We start from the raw sequence: 20,995 nt of genomic DNA, 5'->3' as shown, positions 1-20,995 counted from the left end.
TTAACCGGTAAAATCATTATTAAATATTGTAAAAAGGAGTCATTCTAGTGGATTACAAAGTAGATTATATATCAGTCGGAAAAATTGCCAATATCACATTTAGCGATCAAAAATCAAAAAAGACTGCCATTTTCAAAGAACCTTTTAAAGATAAGATGTACTTAACACATACAGGCTTTGTTGAAGACGAACAGCAATACAAAGGACACGGTGGCCCTGAAAAAGCACTCTGCTTTTACAGCAAAGATAATTACGCATATTGGGAAGACATTATTGATTTGTTACCGAAGTATGCAATTTTCGGAGAGAATATAACCGTTTCAGGTTTGACAGAAGAAGATTTAAACATTGGTGATACATACGAACTTGGTGAAGCGATCATTCAAGTTTCATGTCCAAGACAACCTTGCGCTACAATCGCACAACGTTATGGCATTAAAGATTTAGTTAAACGCATGGCTGATAGTTATCGAACAGGCTGTTACTTCAGAGTATTAAAAGAAGGATATGTTTCACAGAATGACAATATGAGATTAATTGAACAAACTGAGCCAAAATTATCGATTTATGAATTGAACGAAACACGATTTAAAGATAGTAAAAATCTACAGCGTATCGACAATATTTTAAATCATGACGCGATTAATGATGAAACCCGCGAAATATTTATGAAGTTGAGAAAACGTCTGTCATAAAAATCAATATAACGAAAGCAGAAAAGAAATCCGTAAAGATTTCTTTTCTGCTTATTTTTTACCTATTTCAAGCTGATTAATATAGTTCTTTAAGACTTCTATGAATGATTTCACTTGTGGTAATTGTAATACGTTATGTTCATAACATATATATGTAGACCTTGTCAGTGGTTTACGCATGACATTCAATTTCTTGATTTCAAATTTATCTGTATCGATATCACCTATAACGAGTTCAGGTAAGACCGTTACACCTACTCCATTTAATAGCAATGCTTTACATGTAGCAATTTGATCGACTTTAATGAGTGCATGATATTCTTGTTGTAAATAATCTGAATACCACTCTTCTATTTGTTTTAAGTAAATTGGTTCTGCTTGAAACTCGATCATTGGTAAAAGGTGTAGATCTTGTTTTCTATTTTTAGGATATATAAAGTAATGCTGCTCATTAAGTAGAAGATCATTTTGAACATTCATGACTTCGTTTCCTCTTACAACCATGATGTGAAAGTCATTCTGATATTGTTTAATGTGTTCACTTGAACCGATTTGTAATTGTATATCCACATTAGGATATAAGTGCGTGTATTCTCCTAATACTTGCGGGAGAATAGTCTGTCCGATTAATGAAGATACACCTATTGAAATGCTACCATTTACTTCGCCTATTTTAGAACTGATTTTATCTAATAATAAACGTTCTTCTTTTAACATTTTTCGAGCGTGTTCAATTACAAGTGAACCTTCATTTGTTGTTATCAATTGCTTCTTTGTTCTTATAAAAATATCTATACCGAAAAAGTTTTCAATTGTTTTCAACCTTTGACTCACTGCCGGCTGAGATATATAGAGAATGTCTGCTGCTTTCCTTAATGTCTTTACGTCTTCTAATGTTACCAGTAACTTATAATCGTCTACTTTCAATTGACACACACTCCTTACTTTCATTATATTATAACACGATTTGCCTACACGACCACGCCTACAACTTTAGACCGAAATATAAATTTTTTTATTTCATAAATTGAAAGTCGATTCATAATTCGTTATAGTTGAGCATGTACATTAAATAGGAAGGATCATATCATGCTTATTATAGAAATTATTAAATATGTTTTTCTTGGGTTACTTCAAGGTATAACTGAACCAATTCCGGTTTCTTCAAGTGGACACCTTGTGATGGCACAAGAATTTTTAGGATTACATACGGACGGTTTAACATTTGAAATTGTTGTGAATACCGCTTCATTAATTGCCGTGCTTATCTTATTTAGAAAAGATATTATCACGCTTATTGTTGATACACTTAAATATATTAAAGGTGACCGTACCGAATCGATTAAGAAAAATTTCCAACTTGCGATGTACTTAGTCATTGCAACGATTCCTGCAGGTGTTCTAGGTATAATCTTTAAAGATATTATTGGGGATACTAAAAGTGTGATTATGGTAGGTATCATGCTTATCGTCACTGGTATCGCATTGTGGTTTATTAAGAATAAACGTGGTCAAAAACTTGAAAAAGATTTGTCTCTTAAAGATGCTATTATCGTCGGTCTATTTCAAGCAGTTGCTTTAGTACCTGGACTAAGTAGAAGTGGTGCAACGATTGTTGGTGCATTAGGTGTAGGTATGAACCAAAAAACAGCATTTAAATTCTCATTCTTACTATATATTCCTGTAAGTTTGGGTACAGCTTTACTTGGTATTAAAGATATTGTTGAAACTCCACCCGATACATCATTGATGATTTCATATGTATTTGCATTTATTGCATCTCTTGTAGCAAGTTATTTCTCACTTAAATGGTTACAAGGCATTATGGAACGTGGTCAATTAGGTATCTTTAGTAAATATTGTTTCATCGTAGGTCCATTAGCAATCATACTTGCGCTAATCTTCCTATAATAAAAAAACGGGGAATTCCATCTTTAAAGGGATTCCTCGTTTTTATATAGAAATATGCCATAACATTGTAGTTCAATCACTTCGCATTCATAATTTCGTGAAAACAATATCTGATTTTCTTTTCAATTCCTTTGAAATCCGTCTCTAATTTAAACATAATTTCATGAGCTGTAACATATGCCTTATGGAATTGGGCTTTGGATATTTTCTTCTCTTTGAGCATTCTTTCTAAATCATCTTCATCAACAAGTTCATATTCACCCGACTTCGGTATCACTAATACATCAAGACATAAATCTAATGTTCTAGCATTGCCAAGTTGTGTGATATTCCTCAAATTCACATCAAAATAGTATTGTACTGGTTTATTCTGTTTATCGTACATTACAGTGATACTATATGGCTTCTTTTCAGGTAAGATTTGCATCCACTTATATCCATTATCCGCAACTGTAATTTCCCTGCCGACCACATTTACTTGTAAAGGCTCTTTTACTTGTACCATTGTTACTAATCCAACTAGCCCTTTAAAATGATTGGTGTCCAATACAACTTCTTTATATTCGCGATTAAGGAGACGTCGCCAATGACGTTTGTCAATATACTTAACTTTCATAAGTTACCAACTCCTTTTTTACATTATATAAAAAACCATGTCTAATTCAAAGCATTCAATATAGAATTTCATAAATTAAATTACTATTCTAAAAAAACACTACAAGAAACTTCACTGTTTCTTGTAGTGTTTAAACAATTAAACATTAATATATAATTTAAAAATACAAAATGAAATTATATTTTTATATCTAGGAGTTCTTACTATTCTTTTGATAAATAATGAGATTTACCTTTTAAGAATAAACTTAAAATTAAAGCAATCACACTGAATAATGTTGCAATCCAGAATGCATCGTTAATACCTTGAACTGTTGCAAGTTTATTGAAGTAAGTAAATAGTGCAGTTGTACCTGCTTCTTGACCGCCAACAGAATCTGATAAAGCTTTAATTTGTTCTTGGATCATAGGATTTGTTGAATCCATATTATCTGACATATTTGCTAAATGTGATGTCGTATTTTGAGTCATTACTGTAACAAGAATGGCTGTACCGATTGACCCTGCTAATTGTCTTACCGTATTACTAATTGCATTACCATGCGGAATTAATCGTTGTGGTAATGAATTCATACCTGCTGTCATAATTGGCATCATGATGAAACTCATACCAAATGAACGGACAATATAAATAACAAGTATTGTTGTATATGGCGTATCCATATTTAACTGTGTCAATTCCCAAGTAGCAAATGTCATAATTGTTAAACCAATTAAAGCGAGTGGTTTAATACCAAATGAGTCTAACATTTTACCAGCTATAGGACCCATGAAGCCCATTATAAGTGAACCTGGTAATAGTAATAACCCTGAATCTAGTGGTGTGAAACCACGTAAATTCTGTAGATAGATTGGTAATAAGATCATACCACCGAATAAACTCATTGTTACGATAACGTTAATAATCGTAGTCAATGTAAAGCCTGAATATTTTAATGCTGACATATCAAGCATTGGATTTTTCATTCTGACTTCACGAATAACAAATAATGCTGTGAAGATTACACCGATAATCAATGATAATAAAACTGTTAATGAAGTCCAACCATCGTTACCCGCTTCACTAAATCCATAAAGCAATAATCCAAATCCTAAAGTACTATAGATAATACCTTGAACGTCTGGTTTTGGATTAGAAGTTTTTTGATAAATTCTAAACCAGAAGAAACTAATAAATATTGCAACTAAACCAATTGCAAACATACCATAGAACATGACATTCCAATGATAGTTTTGTACGATCCAACCTGATAATGTCGGTCCGATTGCTGGTGCAAGAATAAATGCAATACCTAAAGTACCCATTGCCGCACCACGTTTTTCTGGTGGGAATATTGTCATAAATACATTTGAACCTAATGGCATTAACACACCTGCACCAACTGCTTGGATAACACGACCTGTCATCATCATTGGGAAGTTAAATGATAAAGCACATATAATTGATCCAACTGTAAACAACGTCATTGCTATAAGAAATAGTCTTCTGTATGAATATTTACTTATTAGAAATGCACTTATTGGTATTAAGATACCATTCACTAACATAAATCCTGTCATTAACCATTGTCCTGTAGACGCTGAAATACTGAACTCATTGTTAATAACCGGTAAAGCAACATTTAATAATGTTTGGTTTAAAATAGCTATAAACATACCAAACATCATCGCAACTAAAATTTTGTTTCTTGAAATACCTTTGCCATATACGAAATTGACATGATTTTTCTTAATTTGTTCATTAATTGGTTCGTCTTCGTTTAATTCCATACCACGATCAGATAATTCAGTATGCTCATGTGATTCACCTGATTCTTTATCATGCTCTTCAGAAGACATTTTGTTAGAAGTCGTTTCGTTCATCTCTGAGTCAGATGACTTATGTTCAGCTTCCATTTTTTCAATATGTGAACGTTCTGGTTGATGATTGATATTATCATCTTTTGATTTCAATTGTGTTTCTTTGTTCTCTGTTGTTTCATCAGTTACTTGCTTAGAAACTGATTTACTTTTTTTGCGTTTTAAAACAAATGCATTAATTCCAATCCATAATAGGATTGCTACAATTATATAAGCCACCGTAAAGGTTGATGTCATAATACACCCTCCTTAATTCTTGTGGATTCGAACTTCAACATTCATTCCTGGAACAACATTTGTTGATGGCTTAGAATCAAATGTGATTTTCACTGGAACAACTTGTGTCACCTTTGTATAGTTTCCATTACTATTTGATGAAGGCATCAATGAGAAACTTGATGCAGTTGCTAATCCAACTTGAGACACTTTACCTTTAACACTAGCTTCTTGTCCGTCGATATACACGTCAACAGCTTGTCCTTTTTCAACATCTTCTACATCTGTATCGTCAATGTTTGCTGTTACATATAAATCATCAAAGTTATATGCATATGCGATTGGTGATCCAGCTTGAACTAAACTGTTTTCTGTTGCAGAAGTTTTTACGATTGTACTTTTAGATGGTGCTTTAATGTCCATTTCTTGAGACTGTCCATCTTCACCTTTACCAGCTACTTCTCCGATTTTGTCGCCTTTGTCATAAGTTTTACCTTCTTTAGCGTCGAAGCTTGTTAAGTTACCTGATACTGGGCTAGCAATTTTGATTTGCTCACCGTCAACTTTTGCATTTTCTGTTTTTACATAATCTGTTGCTTCACTATAATAATGGAATCCTACTAGGCCGATAGCCACTAAAATTATTATAGTGATAACATTTACAAGCACTATTTTTTTCATTACTTTATTTCCTCCAAATTTCAATGATTTATTCATTATACGGCTCTGGAATCATGATTTAAACCAACAAATTAAATAAGTTTGTCGGGTTAAGATGGCGGAAAAATCAGATAATTATTCATAATATCTACATATTTAAATGGTATATGAATGTATCTTTGAACGGCTTTTTGTTAAAATATTAGGTATGTATTTATTCGAGGTGACCTATGAAAAAACATGCGAGACAACTAATCATAAGTAATATGGTTTACTTATTAGAACATTATCATTTTGATGAAATCACAATAAAAATGTTATGTGCAGAATGTGGTATCAATCGTTCAACATTTTACGCACATTTTAAAGATAAATATGAAACGTATGAAGAAATCAAACAATTTCATATGACGAACTATGAAACATTAATGGATAATATAGAACAATCTATCCTTGAAAACCCTGATAAAAGAAGAAAGTATGTTAAACAGTACTTTACAAATGTCTTTTATTACATATCAAGACATCAGAGATTTTTCACAAGTGTCTTCGTTGTCCATCCAGAAAAAGAACTCATCATCAGCTTTATCAAACTCATTAAACTAAGATTTGAAAAATTGATTACACGAATAGGTACACTTCAAGACGTCAATTTCTTCCTTGACTATACAGTTGGCGGACAAATCGCTACCATTTACAGTTGGCTGAAAAACGGATGTGTAGAAAAACCAGAAAAAATGGCAGATATTATGTATCGGAATATTATTAAGATTAATAGATAAGGCACGATATCTCTCAGTCTTCGTGCGGTATACCCTTATTTTGTGCCCTAGCGCACGATATCTCCGAGTCTTCGTGCGTTATACCCTTATTTTGTGCCCTAGCGCACGATATCTCCGAGTCTTCGTGCGTTATACCCTTATTTTGTGCCCTAGCGCACGATATCTCTCTGTCTTCGTGCGTTATACCCTTGTTTTGTACTCTAGCGCACGATATCTCTCTGTCTTCGTGCGGTACACACTTATTTTGTACTCTAGCGCACGATATCTCCGAGTCTTCGTGCGGTATACCCTTATTTTGTGCCCTAGCGCACGATATCTCTCAGTCTTCGTGCGTCACTCCCTTATTTTGTACTCTAGCGCACGATATCTCTCTGTCTTCGTGCGTTACACCCTAATATTCAGTCTTATCAAAAAAAGACATTCACCTTCACGATGAATGTCTTTTTTATATACTGTTAAAAGCTTGATAAACCTGTACTTTCTTGAATTCTATATAATACTTTTTTCCAAAGTGCTTCGTCTTTGAATTCATCATATTGTGCAGTCATGTCATGTTCGCTATTATTCCAAGATTGTTTAAAGTTATTGGATAGTTTTTTAAAGGCTGCATCATTTTGTTTACCTTTAATGATAATATCTGATTCTAAATTATAGTCTCCGATATTTCTTCTTGTTAAATTGGATGAACCTAATATCATCGTGGCACGATTGTTTTCATTTTGCTCAAACAACATATATTTAGAGTGATATTGTTCGCCATTCGAACGAGCCCATCTTACTTTAATACTTCCTTTTGAGCGATTGATCAATTCACTTGCAACCGGCTTATTTGGTACGCCTGGCTTTTCTTTACCAAATGCTTCTTTATTAATATCAAGTATAAGTTTGATATCTACATTTCTTTTAGAAGCTTTAATTAATTCATCAATCACATCTCTGTCTGAAAGATAAAACATACCTATTGAAATATGGTCTTTAGATTGTGCTTTTTTAATATTTTGAATGACTTGATCTTTAATTTTCCCTTCAGTCGCTAATTGCACACTATACTTAGCATTATCATTCCAGCTATTGTTTTTAATTTTGAAATCACTTGGTGAGTATCGACCCCCACTCATATTCGCAACTGCAATTTCTGATTTGATGATTGCATTTTGGATTGGACCTGATACTCTGACACCAACATTTTGATGATAGCCACTTGGATCGTGTGGATTACTAGATAAGATCATGCCATGTTTTTCTGTAACTAAAGTCTTTCTATGATTTGCTTTCATATTTAAAATATTTAAATAGCCTCTAACCGTAACGTCTGGTGCTTCAGGGCTTAATGGATTACTTAATTTACCATTTTCACTATTACCAAACCATTGGAAAAATGTACGATACATACCTGAATAAATCGGGTTAGAATCTCTTAATTCATTAAGATTTGTATAGTAGACGTCTATATTATTGGCTTTTAGATCCTTAATATTGTCTGGCGTGTATGAACCGTAGAATGAATTAAGTGGGTCTGTAATCACAATAATTCTCATATCTGGGTTTTCTTTTTTCTTATCAATTAATGATTGTGTAAGACGTTGAGATATTTTTGGATAAGTCTTGTCTCCCGTTTGATAATGATTAAATAAGAACATATCCATAATAATAAAATCATCCGCTTCATTAATCGTCTCATTTACTTTATCAAATATTTCTTGATTGTACTGCATCTTATTCCCGTTTTTGTAAGTGACATCTGTTAATAGTTCCACATGGTCTGTCATCGTTTCTGAACTCACTTTTGAAACACCATGTGGTAAAGGTTTAAACACATGATAAATACTCATAGCTATCACAATTCCAATAATCAATAAAAGGAATCCATAAATATATTTCTTTTTATTTTTACGCTTTGATTTATCATTTTTCTTTTTTCTTTTTACAGACTGACTTTTCTTTTTGATATTTTTCTTTTTATTAGCCAAGTGTTTAATCCCCTCCTTTTTATTTATTATATCAAAACTAAATTGACATCGATGTATTACTTTGGTATTTTTAATTAATATTGAATTTTTCAGAATTTTTAGAGTATATAAACAGGAGTGAAGTAAATTGACAGAACAATTAAGACCTTTCCGTGCCGACCATGTAGGTAGTTTACTAAGAACTGAGCCTTTAAAGAAAGCTCGTCAACAATTTTCAGAAGGTACGATTACACAAGAAGATTTAAAGAAAGTTGAAGATCAAGAAATCGATAAGATTATTGAAAAACAATTAGAAGTCGGACTGAAGAGTATTACAGACGGTGAATTCAGACGTTCATATTGGCACTTTGATTTCTTAGAAAATTTAACAGGCGTAGAAGATTATGAACCAGAAATTGGTTTAACATTTAATGGCGTAGAGACTAAAAAACATGACGTAAGAGTTGTAGGAAAAGTCCAATACAACCCAGATCACCCTCACTTCGCACATTTTGATTATTTACATAAGCAAGTAAACGGAAGAGCTGTAAGTAAAGTATCTATACCGAGCCCAAACCAGTTATTCCATCCAAACATATTAAACCATGAAATCTATCCAGATATTTATGAATATGCGAAAGATGTTTCAGAAGCTTATCGTCAATCTATTCTTAAATTTTATGAATTAGGTTGTCGCTATTTACAAATTGACGATGTGTATTGGGCTGGATTAGCAGCAACAAAACAATTAATAAAAAATAGAGAGCGTTCTGAAGAAGAAAAAGCAGAAGCTATCAAACTAGCAGCAAAAGTTGTCAATGATGCATTAGCTGATTTACCAGAAGACTTATTGATTACAACTCATATTTGTCGTGGTAACTATCAATCATCATGGGCAATTACGGGTGGTTATGAACCAATTGCGAAAGAACTATTCACTGAAAAGCTACAAGGCTTCTTCTTAGAATACGATGACAATCGTTCAGGAGACTTTGAGCCATTAAGACACTTTGATAGAAACGATGCATATATTGTATTAGGTTTATTCACATCAAAAACTGGTGAACTTGAAGACAAACAAAATATTCTTGATCGTTTAGACGAAGCAACAAAATACGTTTCAAAAGATCAATTATGCTTAAGCCCTCAATGTGGTTTCGCTTCAACAGAAGAAGGTAACATCTTATCTGAAGATGAGCAATGGCGTAAATTATCTTATGTCATCGAAACTGCTAAAGAAGTATACGGAGAACTATAATTCCACAAAAAAATCCCAATCCGACTCATTCGGATTGGGATTTTTTTATATTAAACTTTAAATTGTTTCGAAAGCATATTTTTCAATTACTTCTTGATGCTGTGGATACTGTTCAATTAATTGAGCCTGTGTAAACAGTTCAAATTTTTCAAACTGGAATCCTGGTGCACACATACATCCTACAAGTGCATAGTCATTGTCACCTTCAACAGTTGAAGCAAATATCACGCCTTTTGGTACGAGCGCTTGTAATACATCTCCCTCTTCAACATTTGGACCGACTTTAACTTTTTCATAATGTCCATCCGGATAAATCATATGCACAGTCAATGTTTGTCCTGCATGATAATACCATACCTCATCAGATTCTATTCTATGAAAATGCGAAATATTATTTTTTTCTAATAGAAAATAAATACTTGTATATAACGCGTTGCCATCATTTAAAGCATGTTCTGATTTAATCGTTTCATGATAGAAACCACCTTCAGGATGTGGTATTAAATTGAGTGCGCTTATCCATTTCTCTTTATTCATCTAAACACTCCATTACAAGTCAACATTGTGGAATACTTGTTGCACGTCTTCTAAATCCTCAATTGCATCGACTAATTTTTCAAACGTTTGTAAATCTTCTTCTGATAATGTTACTTCTGATTGAGCTAACATTGAAAGTTCAGCAACGTCAAAATCTTCTACGCCATTTGCTTTAAGCACATTTTGAACTTGTGCAAATTGATCTGGTTCTGCGTATACAATTGTTAAATCTTCTTCTTCGATAACATCTCTCACATCTAAATCTTCTTCTAATAATAGTTCGAAAACTTCATCAGCAGATTTACCTTTAAATGCGAATACAGCTGTATGGTTAAACATGTAAGCAACTGAGCCTGATACACCCATATTACCGCCATTTTTACCGAATGCTGCACGTACATCACTTGCTGTACGGTTTACGTTATTTGTTAATGCATCAACTATTAGCATTGAACCACTTGGACCGAAACCTTCATATCTTAATTCATCAAAGTTTTCTTCTGATCCGCCTTTAGCTTTTTCAATTGCTCTATCTATAATATGTTTAGGAACAGAATAAGTTTTAGCTTTTTCTAATACAAATTTAAGATTTTGGTTTGATTCTGGATCAGGTTCACCTGATTTAGCAGCTACATATATTTCTCTACCAAATTTAGCATAGATTCTACTTGTATTTTTGTCTTTTTGGGCTTTTTTATCCTTAATATTATTCCATTTACGTCCCATATTTCCATCTCTCTTTCAAGTGAGTTATTTAACATACTTATTATACAATAATGATTACATCTGGCAAAGTTTACAAATCAAAAAATGTCTGAGACACGATGATTGCCTCAGACTTGTTATGTTTAATCTTTTAAAATACTTGCGAGTCTTAAAATGTGCATGATGATGTTGAGTAAATTAATAAACAAATTAAAGCCCATCTCTCTAGGAGAGAAGTTCCCTAGTTTCATACGGTTAAAATCATACACAGTATAAAGTAGAAACAGTCCAATACCTATTACAGATAACACTGTATGGAAAATAGGATTATGGATGAATATACCTAATAAGCTTGCGAAGATTAATGCGATTAATGTTACAAATAAATATTTTCCTAAACCTGAGGCATCATCAATCATAAAGTAACCGAGTATACCAAAAGCAGCAAATGCACCAATTGCTAAGGCAATATTGCCATAAAACGCTTGTGTACCTAATGTGCCTAAATAATACATAAAGGCCGTATATGAAATCACACCGATAAAGAATGCATATATATTTGAAATTAAACCGCCAAATTTTCTAGACGATTTTACAAATAATGAAATCATAATGAGTACAAACAATCCTATTGTAATTGGTAAATGTAATGCAGGTGGTACGAATTGACCTACATATGTCCCAACGCCAAAGATTACCCAATAATATAAGAAGTATAGCCATGTTTTTCTAATGGCTGAACCATGAGTATCTGTATGTTGATAAGATGCATATTGGTTATCATAATTCATCTTTAATCATTCCTTTTTATAACGTAATACCAACATTTTACATGCTATTTCTCTATATATCAAACGTCATGTCTTCTATAATTTGTAACATTCATCATACATACATAAATTACCATATTCCATATAGATACGCTCACAACGGTTTTAGCGCACTTCAATCAATGTAAAAAAGCAAATATTAATTATTGTGTTTTTATTACAAAGTGATTACATCAGGTACATACAATATTATTTTTGTTACCATTACGTGTATAGAAGAAAGTTCATTTTAGTATTCTGTTTTTATATATTATATATACCTAAGGAGGATAAGCCTTTGAAAAAATTTGCATTCGCAGTAACAGCTGTTTCTGGTGTTGCAGCTATAGCAGCTCATAACGACGCCGAAGCTTCAACTCAACATACTGTAAAAAATGGTGAATCTTTATGGATGATTGCAGACCAATATGGTGTATCTGTTAATCAACTGAAATCAAGTAACAATATTTCAGGAAATATGATTTTCCCAGGGCAAGTCATTACTGTAAACGGAAGTAGTTCAACGGGAGGAAGCGGTTCTCAAGAAACAGCAACTTCAGGATCTACATACACAGTTAAAAGCGGTGACTCATTAGCAGTAATCGCACAACAAAACGGTGTTACAGTTGACCAACTAATGAAATCAAATAATTTACAAGGTTATATTATCTATCCTGGTCAAACTTTAAAAATTGCTGGTGGAAGCGGTAGTGATACTACAACTACTCCTTCAAATAACACACAACCTACTCAAACAGGTGGCAATCAATCATTCAATGACCAAAACTTATATGACTGGGGTCAATGTACATATTACGTATTTGATCGCAGAGCACAAGCTGGTAGTTCAATCAGCACATACTGGGGAGATGCTAAATATTGGGCAGGCGCAGCACAAGCTGACGGTTTCCGAGTAGACGGCACACCTGAAGTAGGTTCAATTATGCAAACTACAGCTGGACAATATGGTCACGTATCATATGTAGAATCTATTAACGCAGACGGAAGTCTATTAATTTCAGAAATGAACTATAATACGCCTCCAGGTGTTAAAGATTACAGAACAGTCCCAGCATCTCAAGTATATAACTATTCATATATTCATTAATAAAAAACCAGTTCAGAAGACGAACTGGTTTTTTCTATGCAGAAAATTAGTGTGTGGAAGTTTTTATTATCTGGGCGCTAACTATCATTATTCCGAATTCTGGTAATTAGAATGCTGTAACTTCCATTATTCTGAATTCTGGTAATTAGAATCGGCTAACTTCCATTATTCCGAATTGTGGTAGTTAGAATCGGCTAACTTCCATTATTCTGAATTCTGGTAATTAGAAGCCGCTAACTTCCATTATTCTGAATTCTGGTAGTTAGATGGGCACTCATTTAGAGACACTTCTCAGAATTCTGTCCCTGACGACGCCTCTTACGGACATTTCTCTGAATTCTGTCCCTAACAACACTTCTTAGAGACACTTCTCAGAATTCTGTCCCTAACACCACTTCTTACGGACATTTCTCTGAATTCTGTCCCTAACAACGCTTCTTAGAGACATTTCTCTGAATTCTGTCCCTAACAACACCTCTTACGGACATTTCTCTGAATTCTGTCCCTAACTCAGAACATCTCCCCACAAAAAATTCACCTATCACTAAATTTCTCCTCCCCCTTCTCAATTTTCCCATACAAAAAAACATCCAACGTTAATGAGTTGGATGTTTTGATGATTGATTATACGAATAAAGCACAAATATGATAAATGATGAAAGAAAGGATAATTGATACTGGTAAAGTTATAATCCAAGTAATAATCATTCTTTGTGCTGTTGTCCATTTAACACCTTTAACACGTTGTGATGATCCTACACCTAAAATAGATGAAGATACTACGTGTGTTGTTGATACTGGTAAGTGAATGAATGTAGCACCGAAAATAACGAATGCTGATGATAAATCAGCTGCTACACCGTTAGCTGGACGGATTTTCATAATGTTTCCACCAACTGTTTTGATAATTTTCCATCCACCTACTGCAGTTCCAAGTCCCATTGCAGTAGCACAACTTATTTTAACCCATAATTCAATATCTGTTGTAGATTGCATATTAGCTGAAATAAGTGCCATTGTAATGATACCCATTGCTTTTTGAGCATCGTTTGTACCGTGTGAGAATGCTTGTAAAGCTGCTGTACCAATTTGGATAAATCTAAAGTTTCTATTTGTTCTTGTTAAATTATTATTTTTAAATACGACTTTGAAAATAGAATATACAATGAAACCAACGATAAACGCTAAAATTGGAGATGCAATTAAAGCTAATATAATTTTTGAAAATCCTTGGTAATGTAATATTCCAAATCCTGCAGAAGCAATAGCTGCACCTGCAATTGACCCTATTAATGCATGTGAAGATGAACTTGGAATCCCGAAATACCAAGTAATAAGATTCCACGCTATAGCAGAAATCAATGCTGCTAAAATAACGACTGAACCATTTTCTAACTTAAACGGATCGACAATATCTTTAGCAATTGTTTGTGCTACACCTGTTGCCATTAATGCCCCGACAAAGTTCATAACCGCTGCTAAAATAATTGCATGTCGTGGTTTAAGTGCTTTTGTAGATACTGCTGTAGCGATTGCATTGGCTGTATCATGGAAACCATTAATAAAGTCAAAAAGTAACGCACACACAACAATAGCTACGGTAATAATGAGTAAACTATCCATTTTTTAAAACTCCTTAGCTATTTTTCATAATAATTTGTTCTAATTTGTTTGCTACTAATTGACATTTATCTGCTACATCTTCAAGAGATTCATAAATATCTTTAATTTTTATTAATGTTACTGGATCTGTTTCACTGTTGAAAATATATTTAATTGATTGTCTTAAAATACCATCACAATTCGTTTCATATTCTTTAATGTTGATAGAATGTACACGAATGTGTGAGAATTTCTTCTCAGCTACTAACGTTACAGCGATTTCAATTTCTTTAATTGCTGCTTGTATATTTTTCACGAATTCTGCCATGTATTCATCTGAATAACTGATAGAGTACATTTCAAACATTGCTGAAGTTTCTTCCATTTCATCTAATACATCATCTAATGCATCACATAATTCTAAAATGTCTTCTCTTTCAATTGGTGTAATGAAAGTTTGATTTAAATCAGTAATCATTTGGTGCATAAGATCATCACCATTAGACTCATAGGCTTTAATTTTATCTGAATAAGCTTTTAAGTCGAAATCTGAATCAAAATCCATTTCTCCAAATTCAACTGATGCGCGACTTAAATTCTCAGCTATAGCTTCTAACTGAATACCAAACTTATCCTTCTTCTTATTAAACATTAGTAATCCTCCCAAAATTTACATCATAATTTATGTAATTACTCTTTCATTGTACTCTTTCAAAATGAATTCGACCACAGTTTATTAATTTATTTTTGAAAATTTATCTTGTCTGTAAACTTTTCGTAAACACAAAGTTCACATTGGTATTTTATAACACAAAAAAAGGCTAATGACAAGCACTAGCCTTTATTTTAAATATTTATTTTTTAAAGCACTCTTTGAATCACGCGTTTAGAGTGGATGTATGCTAAGAAGGCAAACAGAATATAAATTAATGAATACAGTGACATCACGATCAGCACTGGTGTATAGAATGATTGTCCCATAAAGAACCAAGCTGATTTAGCCGCGAAATATCCGTGACATAATCCAATGATTAATGGTAATGCAAAGTTAAAGCCAATTTTTAGTGCAATACCTTTAGACATATCTTTAGATGTATAGCCTAACTTTCTTAAGATATTGTAGTTTGATGTTTCATCTTCAGTTTCATCAATTTGCTTAATGTAAATGATACATCCAGTAGATAGTAAGAATGCGATACCTAAGAATCCAAGAATAAACAGCATAACACCTAGGCTACTTTTAGAGTCATTGTAAATTTCATGATATGACATAGATGACTCGGTTTTACTTTGTACTTTTCCAAAGATTTGCTCTGCTTTCTTAACATCTTTATCATTTGTTAAGTTCACACCAAATTGCTGATTCATGTCGTCATTTCTAGCTTCATGTTTTTTCATTTGGTCGAATGTATGATCTGACACAACATAAACAGGTGCATTATAAGAAACCATTGAAGATAAATAATTTTCTTTACTAATAGATTTCACTTTAAGATGATGTGTTTGATTACCCATTTTGTAAGACATTTTTTCTTCATCATTTACATTAGTGACTCTATCAAGAAGATCATTGAATCCTACAACTGCTACTTCATCGTCTTTCAATTTTATACCTTTAAATTCAGATGCTTTAGCAACTGTTGATGGTGAATTGGGTTCTACTCCTCTAGTTTCATTAGCACCTTCAAGCACTTTTCTATCATCAATAATATAACGTGTCACATTGTAATTACGTTCTTTATATTGAATGTGCTCAGCATCTAATGCTTTTTTAAATTGTTGATTTGCATCTTTATTTACAAAAATATAATCATCTGGTGACGTGCTTCTTGCTGTTTCTTCGGCATTGTAATATTGAACGTAACTCAATGCTAGTAGGCCGACTGACATAGCTGACACTATTGCGATAATTGTGAGCGATAAAGCATTTGTTTTCATTTTGTGCATAATAGATGAAGTTGAAACAACGTCTGTTACACTCAGCATGCCTTTTTTATATTTACGAATGGTATTAAATATTAATGAGATTGAACATCTAAAGAGCAAGTAAGCACCCACTATTGTTAAGAATAAAATGGTAAGCATTCTTATATATAACGTTGCCATCCCTGCATTACTGAGATTATCGAACATAACACTTGATAAATAATAACCACTAATAATCATGACGATGCCAATTGCACCAAAAATCAATTCATATAGTTTAATTTTCTTAATTTTAGTATCTGTAGCATTGTATTCATGCATAAGTGCTAAAATTGTCTTTCTTTTTATAAATATTGCATTTTGAAAAGCTATAATGATATAAATCGCAATCATGAGTACAATCGTTTGAACGAAAGCTTCAATACTAAAATTCAAATGTGCTTCTTGTTGGACGCCGATGATTTTATATAAAATCATCAATAATATTTTAGAAGAGAAAAATCCTAAAATAGAACCAATCACAGCTGTTAATGTAAATAATACAAAGTTTTCTAAAGCAAATATTTTAAAGACTTCTCGCTTTGTCATACCGATTAATTGGTACAATCCCATTTCTCTCGATCTTCTCTTAATAAAGAGTTTGTTGGCATAAAGTAGAAATATAACGATGATAATCGTCAGTATTGTTACACCTACTTTAATAGCTGCGCCAACTCTTATACCTGATTGAACACTATTTAAATCTTCAGAGAACCTTAACGTGACAAATCCGAAAAAGAGCATGACACTCATCGTTATTGAAAAGACATACATACTATAATGTCGAATGTTTCGTCTTAAATTCTTAAAAACAATTTGATTAAAGCTCATTTACAACACCACCTAACACACTTTGTGTTTTGATGATTTCTTTGTAAAATGTCTCTCTATCATCGTCTCCTTTATAAAGTTCAGAGTAGATTTTTCCATCTTTCAAGAATATGACTCTGTTCGAATAACTTGCTGCTGATGAATCGTGTGTAACCATAACAATTGTTGATTGTGTCATTTGATTCATTTGATTTAATTTATTCAGTAAATCTGAAGCAGATTTAGAATCTAATGCACCAGTTGGTTCATCAGCAAATATAATAGATGGTTGTGCTATAAATGCTCTTGCAGCTGATGTTCTTTGCTTTTGACCACCAGAAATTTCACTAGGATATTTATTTTGTATATCTAAAATACCTAACGCCTTACTAATTTCTTCAAATCTTACTTGCGCTTCTTTTTTAGAAATTTTTTGAATGGTTAAAGGTAACATAATATTTTCTTGCACGGTAAGCGTATTAAGCAAATTATATTCTTGGAATATAAAGCCCAGCTCTTTTTTTCTGAAATTAGACATTTGTCTATTGTTCATATTCTGTAATTGATGACCATTAATTTCAATTTGCCCTGTTGTCGCATAATCAATGGAACTTAATACATTTAACAGTGTCGTCTTTCCTGACCCAGATGGCCCCATAATACTAATGAATTCACCTTTTTCAACAGTCATATCTATTTGTTTCAACACTTCTTGTTGATTTTTTTAGAACCATAAACTTTAACGAGTTGTTCAGTTTTTAATATACTCATATTCAAAACTCCTTTGTAATTTGTTTATGATTCCATCTTATAGCCTTTTTTACAATTCTTCCTTTGATTCATCGTACATTTTCATGTTTGAAGTGACATTTTTGTCACTTGATTGTTCTACCGTTGTTAAATCATTTGGTTGCGGGAAAATAAGCAATACTGTCGTTCCTTCACCATAAGTAGATTTCACATTGACTTTAATACTTAGTCCTTCAGTAATTTCTTTAACTAAATAAAGCCCCATTCCTGTGGCTGTTGACTCACGTCTATTTGTCGTTGAAGTAAAGCCTCTTTCAAAAATACGTGGTAAGTCTCGCGCTTTTATACCTCTCCCAAAATCTTGAATTTTCAAGTATGTTTGACCATGCTGTTCATAAGTTGAAATGATAATATCTTTATTCTGCGTATATTTCAGAGCATTACTTATAAGTTGTCTAATGACTGTACGACACCATTTCTCATCTGTATAAACTTTTTCATCTTCAATTTGTATATCATACCCTATGCCTTTAGCCATGCTAATATTACGTGCATGTTGAATTTCTTTTATAACCATCTCTTTTAAAGCATAATGTCCAAAATAAAAATCATTACTTTTAGAGCTTAAACGTCTAATATAAAGTTGCTGATCCAGTAAGTAGTCGATTCTGCTCCACTCATATAATAAATTCTTTTTTAAATCTTGTTCTTCAATTTGGTCTAATAATAATTTCATTGCTGTGATGGGTGTTTTAACTTCATGTATCCAATCTAGCAAATCATTTTTAGTCGCTTGTATTTCTTTATTTTGGTTATGAATGGTACGTCTCGTACGTTCATCATAAAGTTGAATATAATCAAAAACGATCTTTTCATATGTTGATTGATTCAATTCTTTATGTTCAATTTCTTTAATCGGTATATCATTTTTTAATGCACTATAAAATCTTGTTTCTCTCGTGTAAATCAACCATATAAACACGATAAAAATAATCAAATTTATACCTATTAAGTACAAAGCGCTTTTAAAAGAAAAGGCAACATCTAACCAGCTCGTAAGCAGTATAGTAACTTGCATGATTATAAACAGTAATATCCAAATCCATCTTTCTTTCAGAAACGATTTGATCATTTTATCCCTCCGGCTCGTGCGCAATATAGCCTTTACCTACTTTCGTTTCAATTAAATCATTGAAGCCAATTTCAGTAAGTTTCTTTCTTAGGCGATTAACATTAACAGTTAATGTATTGTCACTCACAAATTGTTCATCATCCCATAAAGCAGTAATAATCGTATCTCTACTCACGATTTCATTCTTATGATTCAACAGAATTTCTAAAATAAACATTTCATTTTTAGTTAACGAAATTTCAATATCGTTCTTTTCAATAATATGTTTACCATAATCAACGCGTGCTTTATGCCATAACTTAATTCTAGGCTCATCTTTATTATATTGATAAACCCTTCTATAAATTGCTTGAAGTTTGGCAACTAGCACTTCTGTGTGAAATGGTTTCTGTATAAAGTCATCCGCACCTAGTTCCATACTCATGACTTGGTCCATCGGGTGGTCCCTTGATGATAAGAATACGATCGGTATATTAGACTGTTTTCTAATCGCACGACACCAATAGAATCCATCATATTGAGGTAACTGTATATCTATAATGACCATGTCTGGTTGCAATGCTTTATATTCTTCAAACACTGCACCAAAATCATTTATGCCATGTACTGACCAATCCCATTTCTCTAGTTGTTGCTTCATAGCATTAAATAAAGTTTCATCATCTTCAATTATTAGTAATTCCATACTATCCCTCTACTTTGTATATTTTTTAACTTCGCCTGCTATACTGCGTAGTTGAAAATCTTTAATTCTACAATCAACTTCAAACCCCTTCATCGTTACATTATGAATAGGAGCTTGTGATAAATAATATATACTCCAAGGTAATCTCGGTACGTAATTAAATAAATGAACCATAAATTCATTTGTTAATCTTAACTTTCTAAATTCTAACATGCCATTATCTTCATATAAATCTACAGTAAGTGAACCGCCGATAACTTTGAACTGTATAATATCTTCGTCAATATTTGGATGTACTCTTTTTAATTTTAATAATGGTTTACTGCGATGTTGAAAATAAACATAATAAATATCTCCAATTAATTCTGTTCTCACTAACGTGCCACTTGTTTCTTGTAACCATTGGAAATAGTATTTCACAACATCTTCTAAATCCCATTTATAAGGAATGGGCATTCTATCAACACTTCTAACATCATCTATTTTAGACTTCTGTAATTCTATCGATACAGCTGGTCGCTTAATAGATTGTTCTGTCACTTGAACTTCAATTCCCGTTGAACTTAATATTTCCATCGTTTCTATATCAAAAGGCGAACCTTTAATGTATATAATTTTTTTAACATTATTGACTTTACATGCTTTTGCCATATTATGACTCGCGATAATATTTAAATTACGTGCAGTACTTTGAGTTAACTTCGCTGATTTCTTGTTTGGATCTAAATAATAAATTGCAATATCAATACCTTTTAAAGCTTCAATCATATCTTTAAGTACAAAAATATCGCATTTTCTCCATGTAACTTCATCATCTATCATCATATCTGATTTATACTTTGTAATCGTATATAGATTGCCGACATCTTTTAATGTACTGATTAAATGCTTGCCTATATACCCTGATCCACCTGAGATGAGTACATTCGCTTTCATTTTAAGCACT

19 protein-coding genes and 1 pseudogene are annotated in these 20,995 nt (G+C 32.5%); 5 read left to right on the top strand and 15 right to left on the bottom strand.

The annotated features are described in order from the left end of the window. The first annotated feature begins 47 nt into the window (after positions 1–47). The gene (locus LQ673_RS08035) at positions 48–695 is read left to right on the top strand and encodes an MOSC domain-containing protein (RefSeq protein WP_191836096.1); all 648 of its coding nucleotides are present in this window, start codon (positions 48–50) and stop codon (positions 693–695) included. Positions 696–746: 51 nt separating this feature from the next. On the opposite strand, the gene LQ673_RS08030 is transcribed toward LQ673_RS08035, so the two are convergent. Next, entirely contained in the window at positions 747–1,622 is an 876-nt protein-coding gene (locus LQ673_RS08030; protein WP_025907355.1) for a LysR family transcriptional regulator, read from the bottom strand. A gap of 162 nt (positions 1,623–1,784) precedes the next feature. On the opposite strand from LQ673_RS08030, the gene LQ673_RS08025 reads away from it, so the two are divergent. Next, complete coding sequence (locus LQ673_RS08025) at positions 1,785–2,606, top strand: undecaprenyl-diphosphate phosphatase (RefSeq protein ID WP_037589984.1); 822 nt, start codon at positions 1,785–1,787, stop codon at positions 2,604–2,606. A gap of 76 nt (positions 2,607–2,682) precedes the next feature. Here the strand turns inward: LQ673_RS08025 and LQ673_RS08020 are convergent, their stop codons facing one another. The 3 genes from LQ673_RS08020 to LQ673_RS08010 all read right to left on the bottom strand — a co-directional run bounded on the left by LQ673_RS08020 (position 2,683) and on the right by LQ673_RS08010 (position 5,978). After that, positions 2,683–3,222: a ribonuclease FAU-1 family protein gene (locus LQ673_RS08020; protein ID WP_025907360.1), complete on the bottom strand. Its 540-nt coding sequence runs from the start codon at positions 3,220–3,222 to the stop codon at positions 2,683–2,685. A 203-nt stretch (positions 3,223–3,425) separates the two neighbouring features. Next, complete coding sequence (locus LQ673_RS08015) at positions 3,426–5,318, bottom strand: DHA2 family efflux MFS transporter permease subunit (protein ID WP_191836095.1); 1,893 nt, start codon at positions 5,316–5,318, stop codon at positions 3,426–3,428. Between the two features lie 12 nt (positions 5,319–5,330). Next, positions 5,331–5,978 carry an HlyD family secretion protein gene (locus LQ673_RS08010; RefSeq protein ID WP_037589989.1) on the bottom strand — a complete coding sequence of 216 codons (648 nt, stop codon included), beginning with the start codon at positions 5,976–5,978 and terminating at the stop codon, positions 5,331–5,333. Positions 5,979–6,187: 209 nt separating this feature from the next. Here LQ673_RS08010 and LQ673_RS08005 point away from each other — a divergent pair, with 209 nt between their 5' ends. Then, positions 6,188–6,739 carry a TetR/AcrR family transcriptional regulator gene (locus LQ673_RS08005; protein ID WP_025907366.1) on the top strand — a complete coding sequence of 184 codons (552 nt, stop codon included), beginning with the start codon at positions 6,188–6,190 and terminating at the stop codon, positions 6,737–6,739. Between the two features lie 455 nt (positions 6,740–7,194). Here the strand turns inward: LQ673_RS08005 and LQ673_RS08000 are convergent, their stop codons facing one another. Next, positions 7,195–8,709: a phospholipase D family protein gene (locus LQ673_RS08000; RefSeq protein ID WP_191836094.1), complete on the bottom strand. Its 1,515-nt coding sequence runs from the start codon at positions 8,707–8,709 to the stop codon at positions 7,195–7,197. A 127-nt stretch (positions 8,710–8,836) separates the two neighbouring features. Here LQ673_RS08000 and LQ673_RS07995 point away from each other — a divergent pair, with 127 nt between their 5' ends. Then, positions 8,837–9,946 (top strand): 5-methyltetrahydropteroyltriglutamate--homocysteine S-methyltransferase, encoded by a 1,110-nt coding sequence (locus LQ673_RS07995; protein ID WP_103360748.1) that lies wholly within the window; start codon positions 8,837–8,839, stop codon positions 9,944–9,946. Between the two features lie 57 nt (positions 9,947–10,003). Here LQ673_RS07995 and LQ673_RS07990 read toward each other — a convergent pair whose 3' ends face one another. The 3 genes from LQ673_RS07990 to LQ673_RS07980 form a co-directional block, all read right to left on the bottom strand. Further along, positions 10,004–10,483: a cupin domain-containing protein gene (locus tag LQ673_RS07990; RefSeq protein ID WP_025907371.1), complete on the bottom strand. Its 480-nt coding sequence runs from the start codon at positions 10,481–10,483 to the stop codon at positions 10,004–10,006. Positions 10,484–10,495: 12 nt separating this feature from the next. Beyond that, entirely contained in the window at positions 10,496–11,209 is a 714-nt protein-coding gene (locus tag LQ673_RS07985) for a YebC/PmpR family DNA-binding transcriptional regulator (protein WP_048541255.1), read from the bottom strand. Between the two features lie 122 nt (positions 11,210–11,331). Further along, entirely contained in the window at positions 11,332–11,979 is a 648-nt protein-coding gene (locus LQ673_RS07980; protein ID WP_037589997.1) for a Bax inhibitor-1/YccA family protein, read from the bottom strand. A 316-nt stretch (positions 11,980–12,295) separates the two neighbouring features. On the opposite strand from LQ673_RS07980, the gene LQ673_RS07975 reads away from it, so the two are divergent. Then, complete coding sequence (locus LQ673_RS07975; RefSeq protein ID WP_191836093.1) at positions 12,296–13,105, top strand: LysM peptidoglycan-binding domain-containing protein; 810 nt, start codon at positions 12,296–12,298, stop codon at positions 13,103–13,105. A 624-nt stretch (positions 13,106–13,729) separates the two neighbouring features. Here LQ673_RS07975 and LQ673_RS07970 read toward each other — a convergent pair. The 7 genes and pseudogenes from LQ673_RS07970 to LQ673_RS07940 form a co-directional block, all read right to left on the bottom strand. Next, a complete protein-coding gene (locus LQ673_RS07970; protein ID WP_037590001.1) occupies positions 13,730–14,728 on the bottom strand; it encodes an inorganic phosphate transporter in 999 nt (332 codons plus the stop codon). Positions 14,729–14,741: 13 nt separating this feature from the next. Next, positions 14,742–15,359, bottom strand: a complete 618-nt coding sequence (locus LQ673_RS07965) for a DUF47 domain-containing protein (protein WP_037590003.1) — start codon at positions 15,357–15,359, stop codon at positions 14,742–14,744. Positions 15,360–15,568: 209 nt separating this feature from the next. Then, positions 15,569–17,503: an ABC transporter permease gene (locus tag LQ673_RS07960; RefSeq protein ID WP_191836092.1), complete on the bottom strand. Its 1,935-nt coding sequence runs from the start codon at positions 17,501–17,503 to the stop codon at positions 15,569–15,571. After that, positions 17,493–18,253, bottom strand: a pseudogene (locus LQ673_RS07955) (ABC transporter ATP-binding protein). The gene LQ673_RS07960 and the pseudogene LQ673_RS07955 overlap by 11 nt, the downstream one beginning before the upstream one ends. A gap of 49 nt (positions 18,254–18,302) precedes the next feature. Continuing rightward, positions 18,303–19,364 carry a sensor histidine kinase gene (locus LQ673_RS07950; RefSeq protein WP_239745034.1) on the bottom strand — a complete coding sequence of 354 codons (1,062 nt, stop codon included), beginning with the start codon at positions 19,362–19,364 and terminating at the stop codon, positions 18,303–18,305. A gap of 1 nt (position 19,365) precedes the next feature. Then, entirely contained in the window at positions 19,366–20,049 is a 684-nt protein-coding gene (locus tag LQ673_RS07945) for a response regulator transcription factor (RefSeq protein ID WP_037590008.1), read from the bottom strand. 9 nt (positions 20,050–20,058) lie between these two features. Next, positions 20,059–20,985, bottom strand: a complete 927-nt coding sequence (locus LQ673_RS07940) for an NAD-dependent epimerase/dehydratase family protein (protein WP_191836090.1) — start codon at positions 20,983–20,985, stop codon at positions 20,059–20,061. Between the last annotated feature and the right edge of the window lie 10 nt (positions 20,986–20,995).

The sequence above is a fragment of the Mammaliicoccus sp. O-M54 genome (genome assembly GCF_022386035.1).
Classification (GTDB): Bacteria; Bacillota; Bacilli; order Staphylococcales; family Staphylococcaceae; genus Mammaliicoccus; species Mammaliicoccus sciuri_A.
Note: the sequence above shows the minus strand (reverse complement) of the source record. Positions and strands in the feature narration are given on the sequence as shown.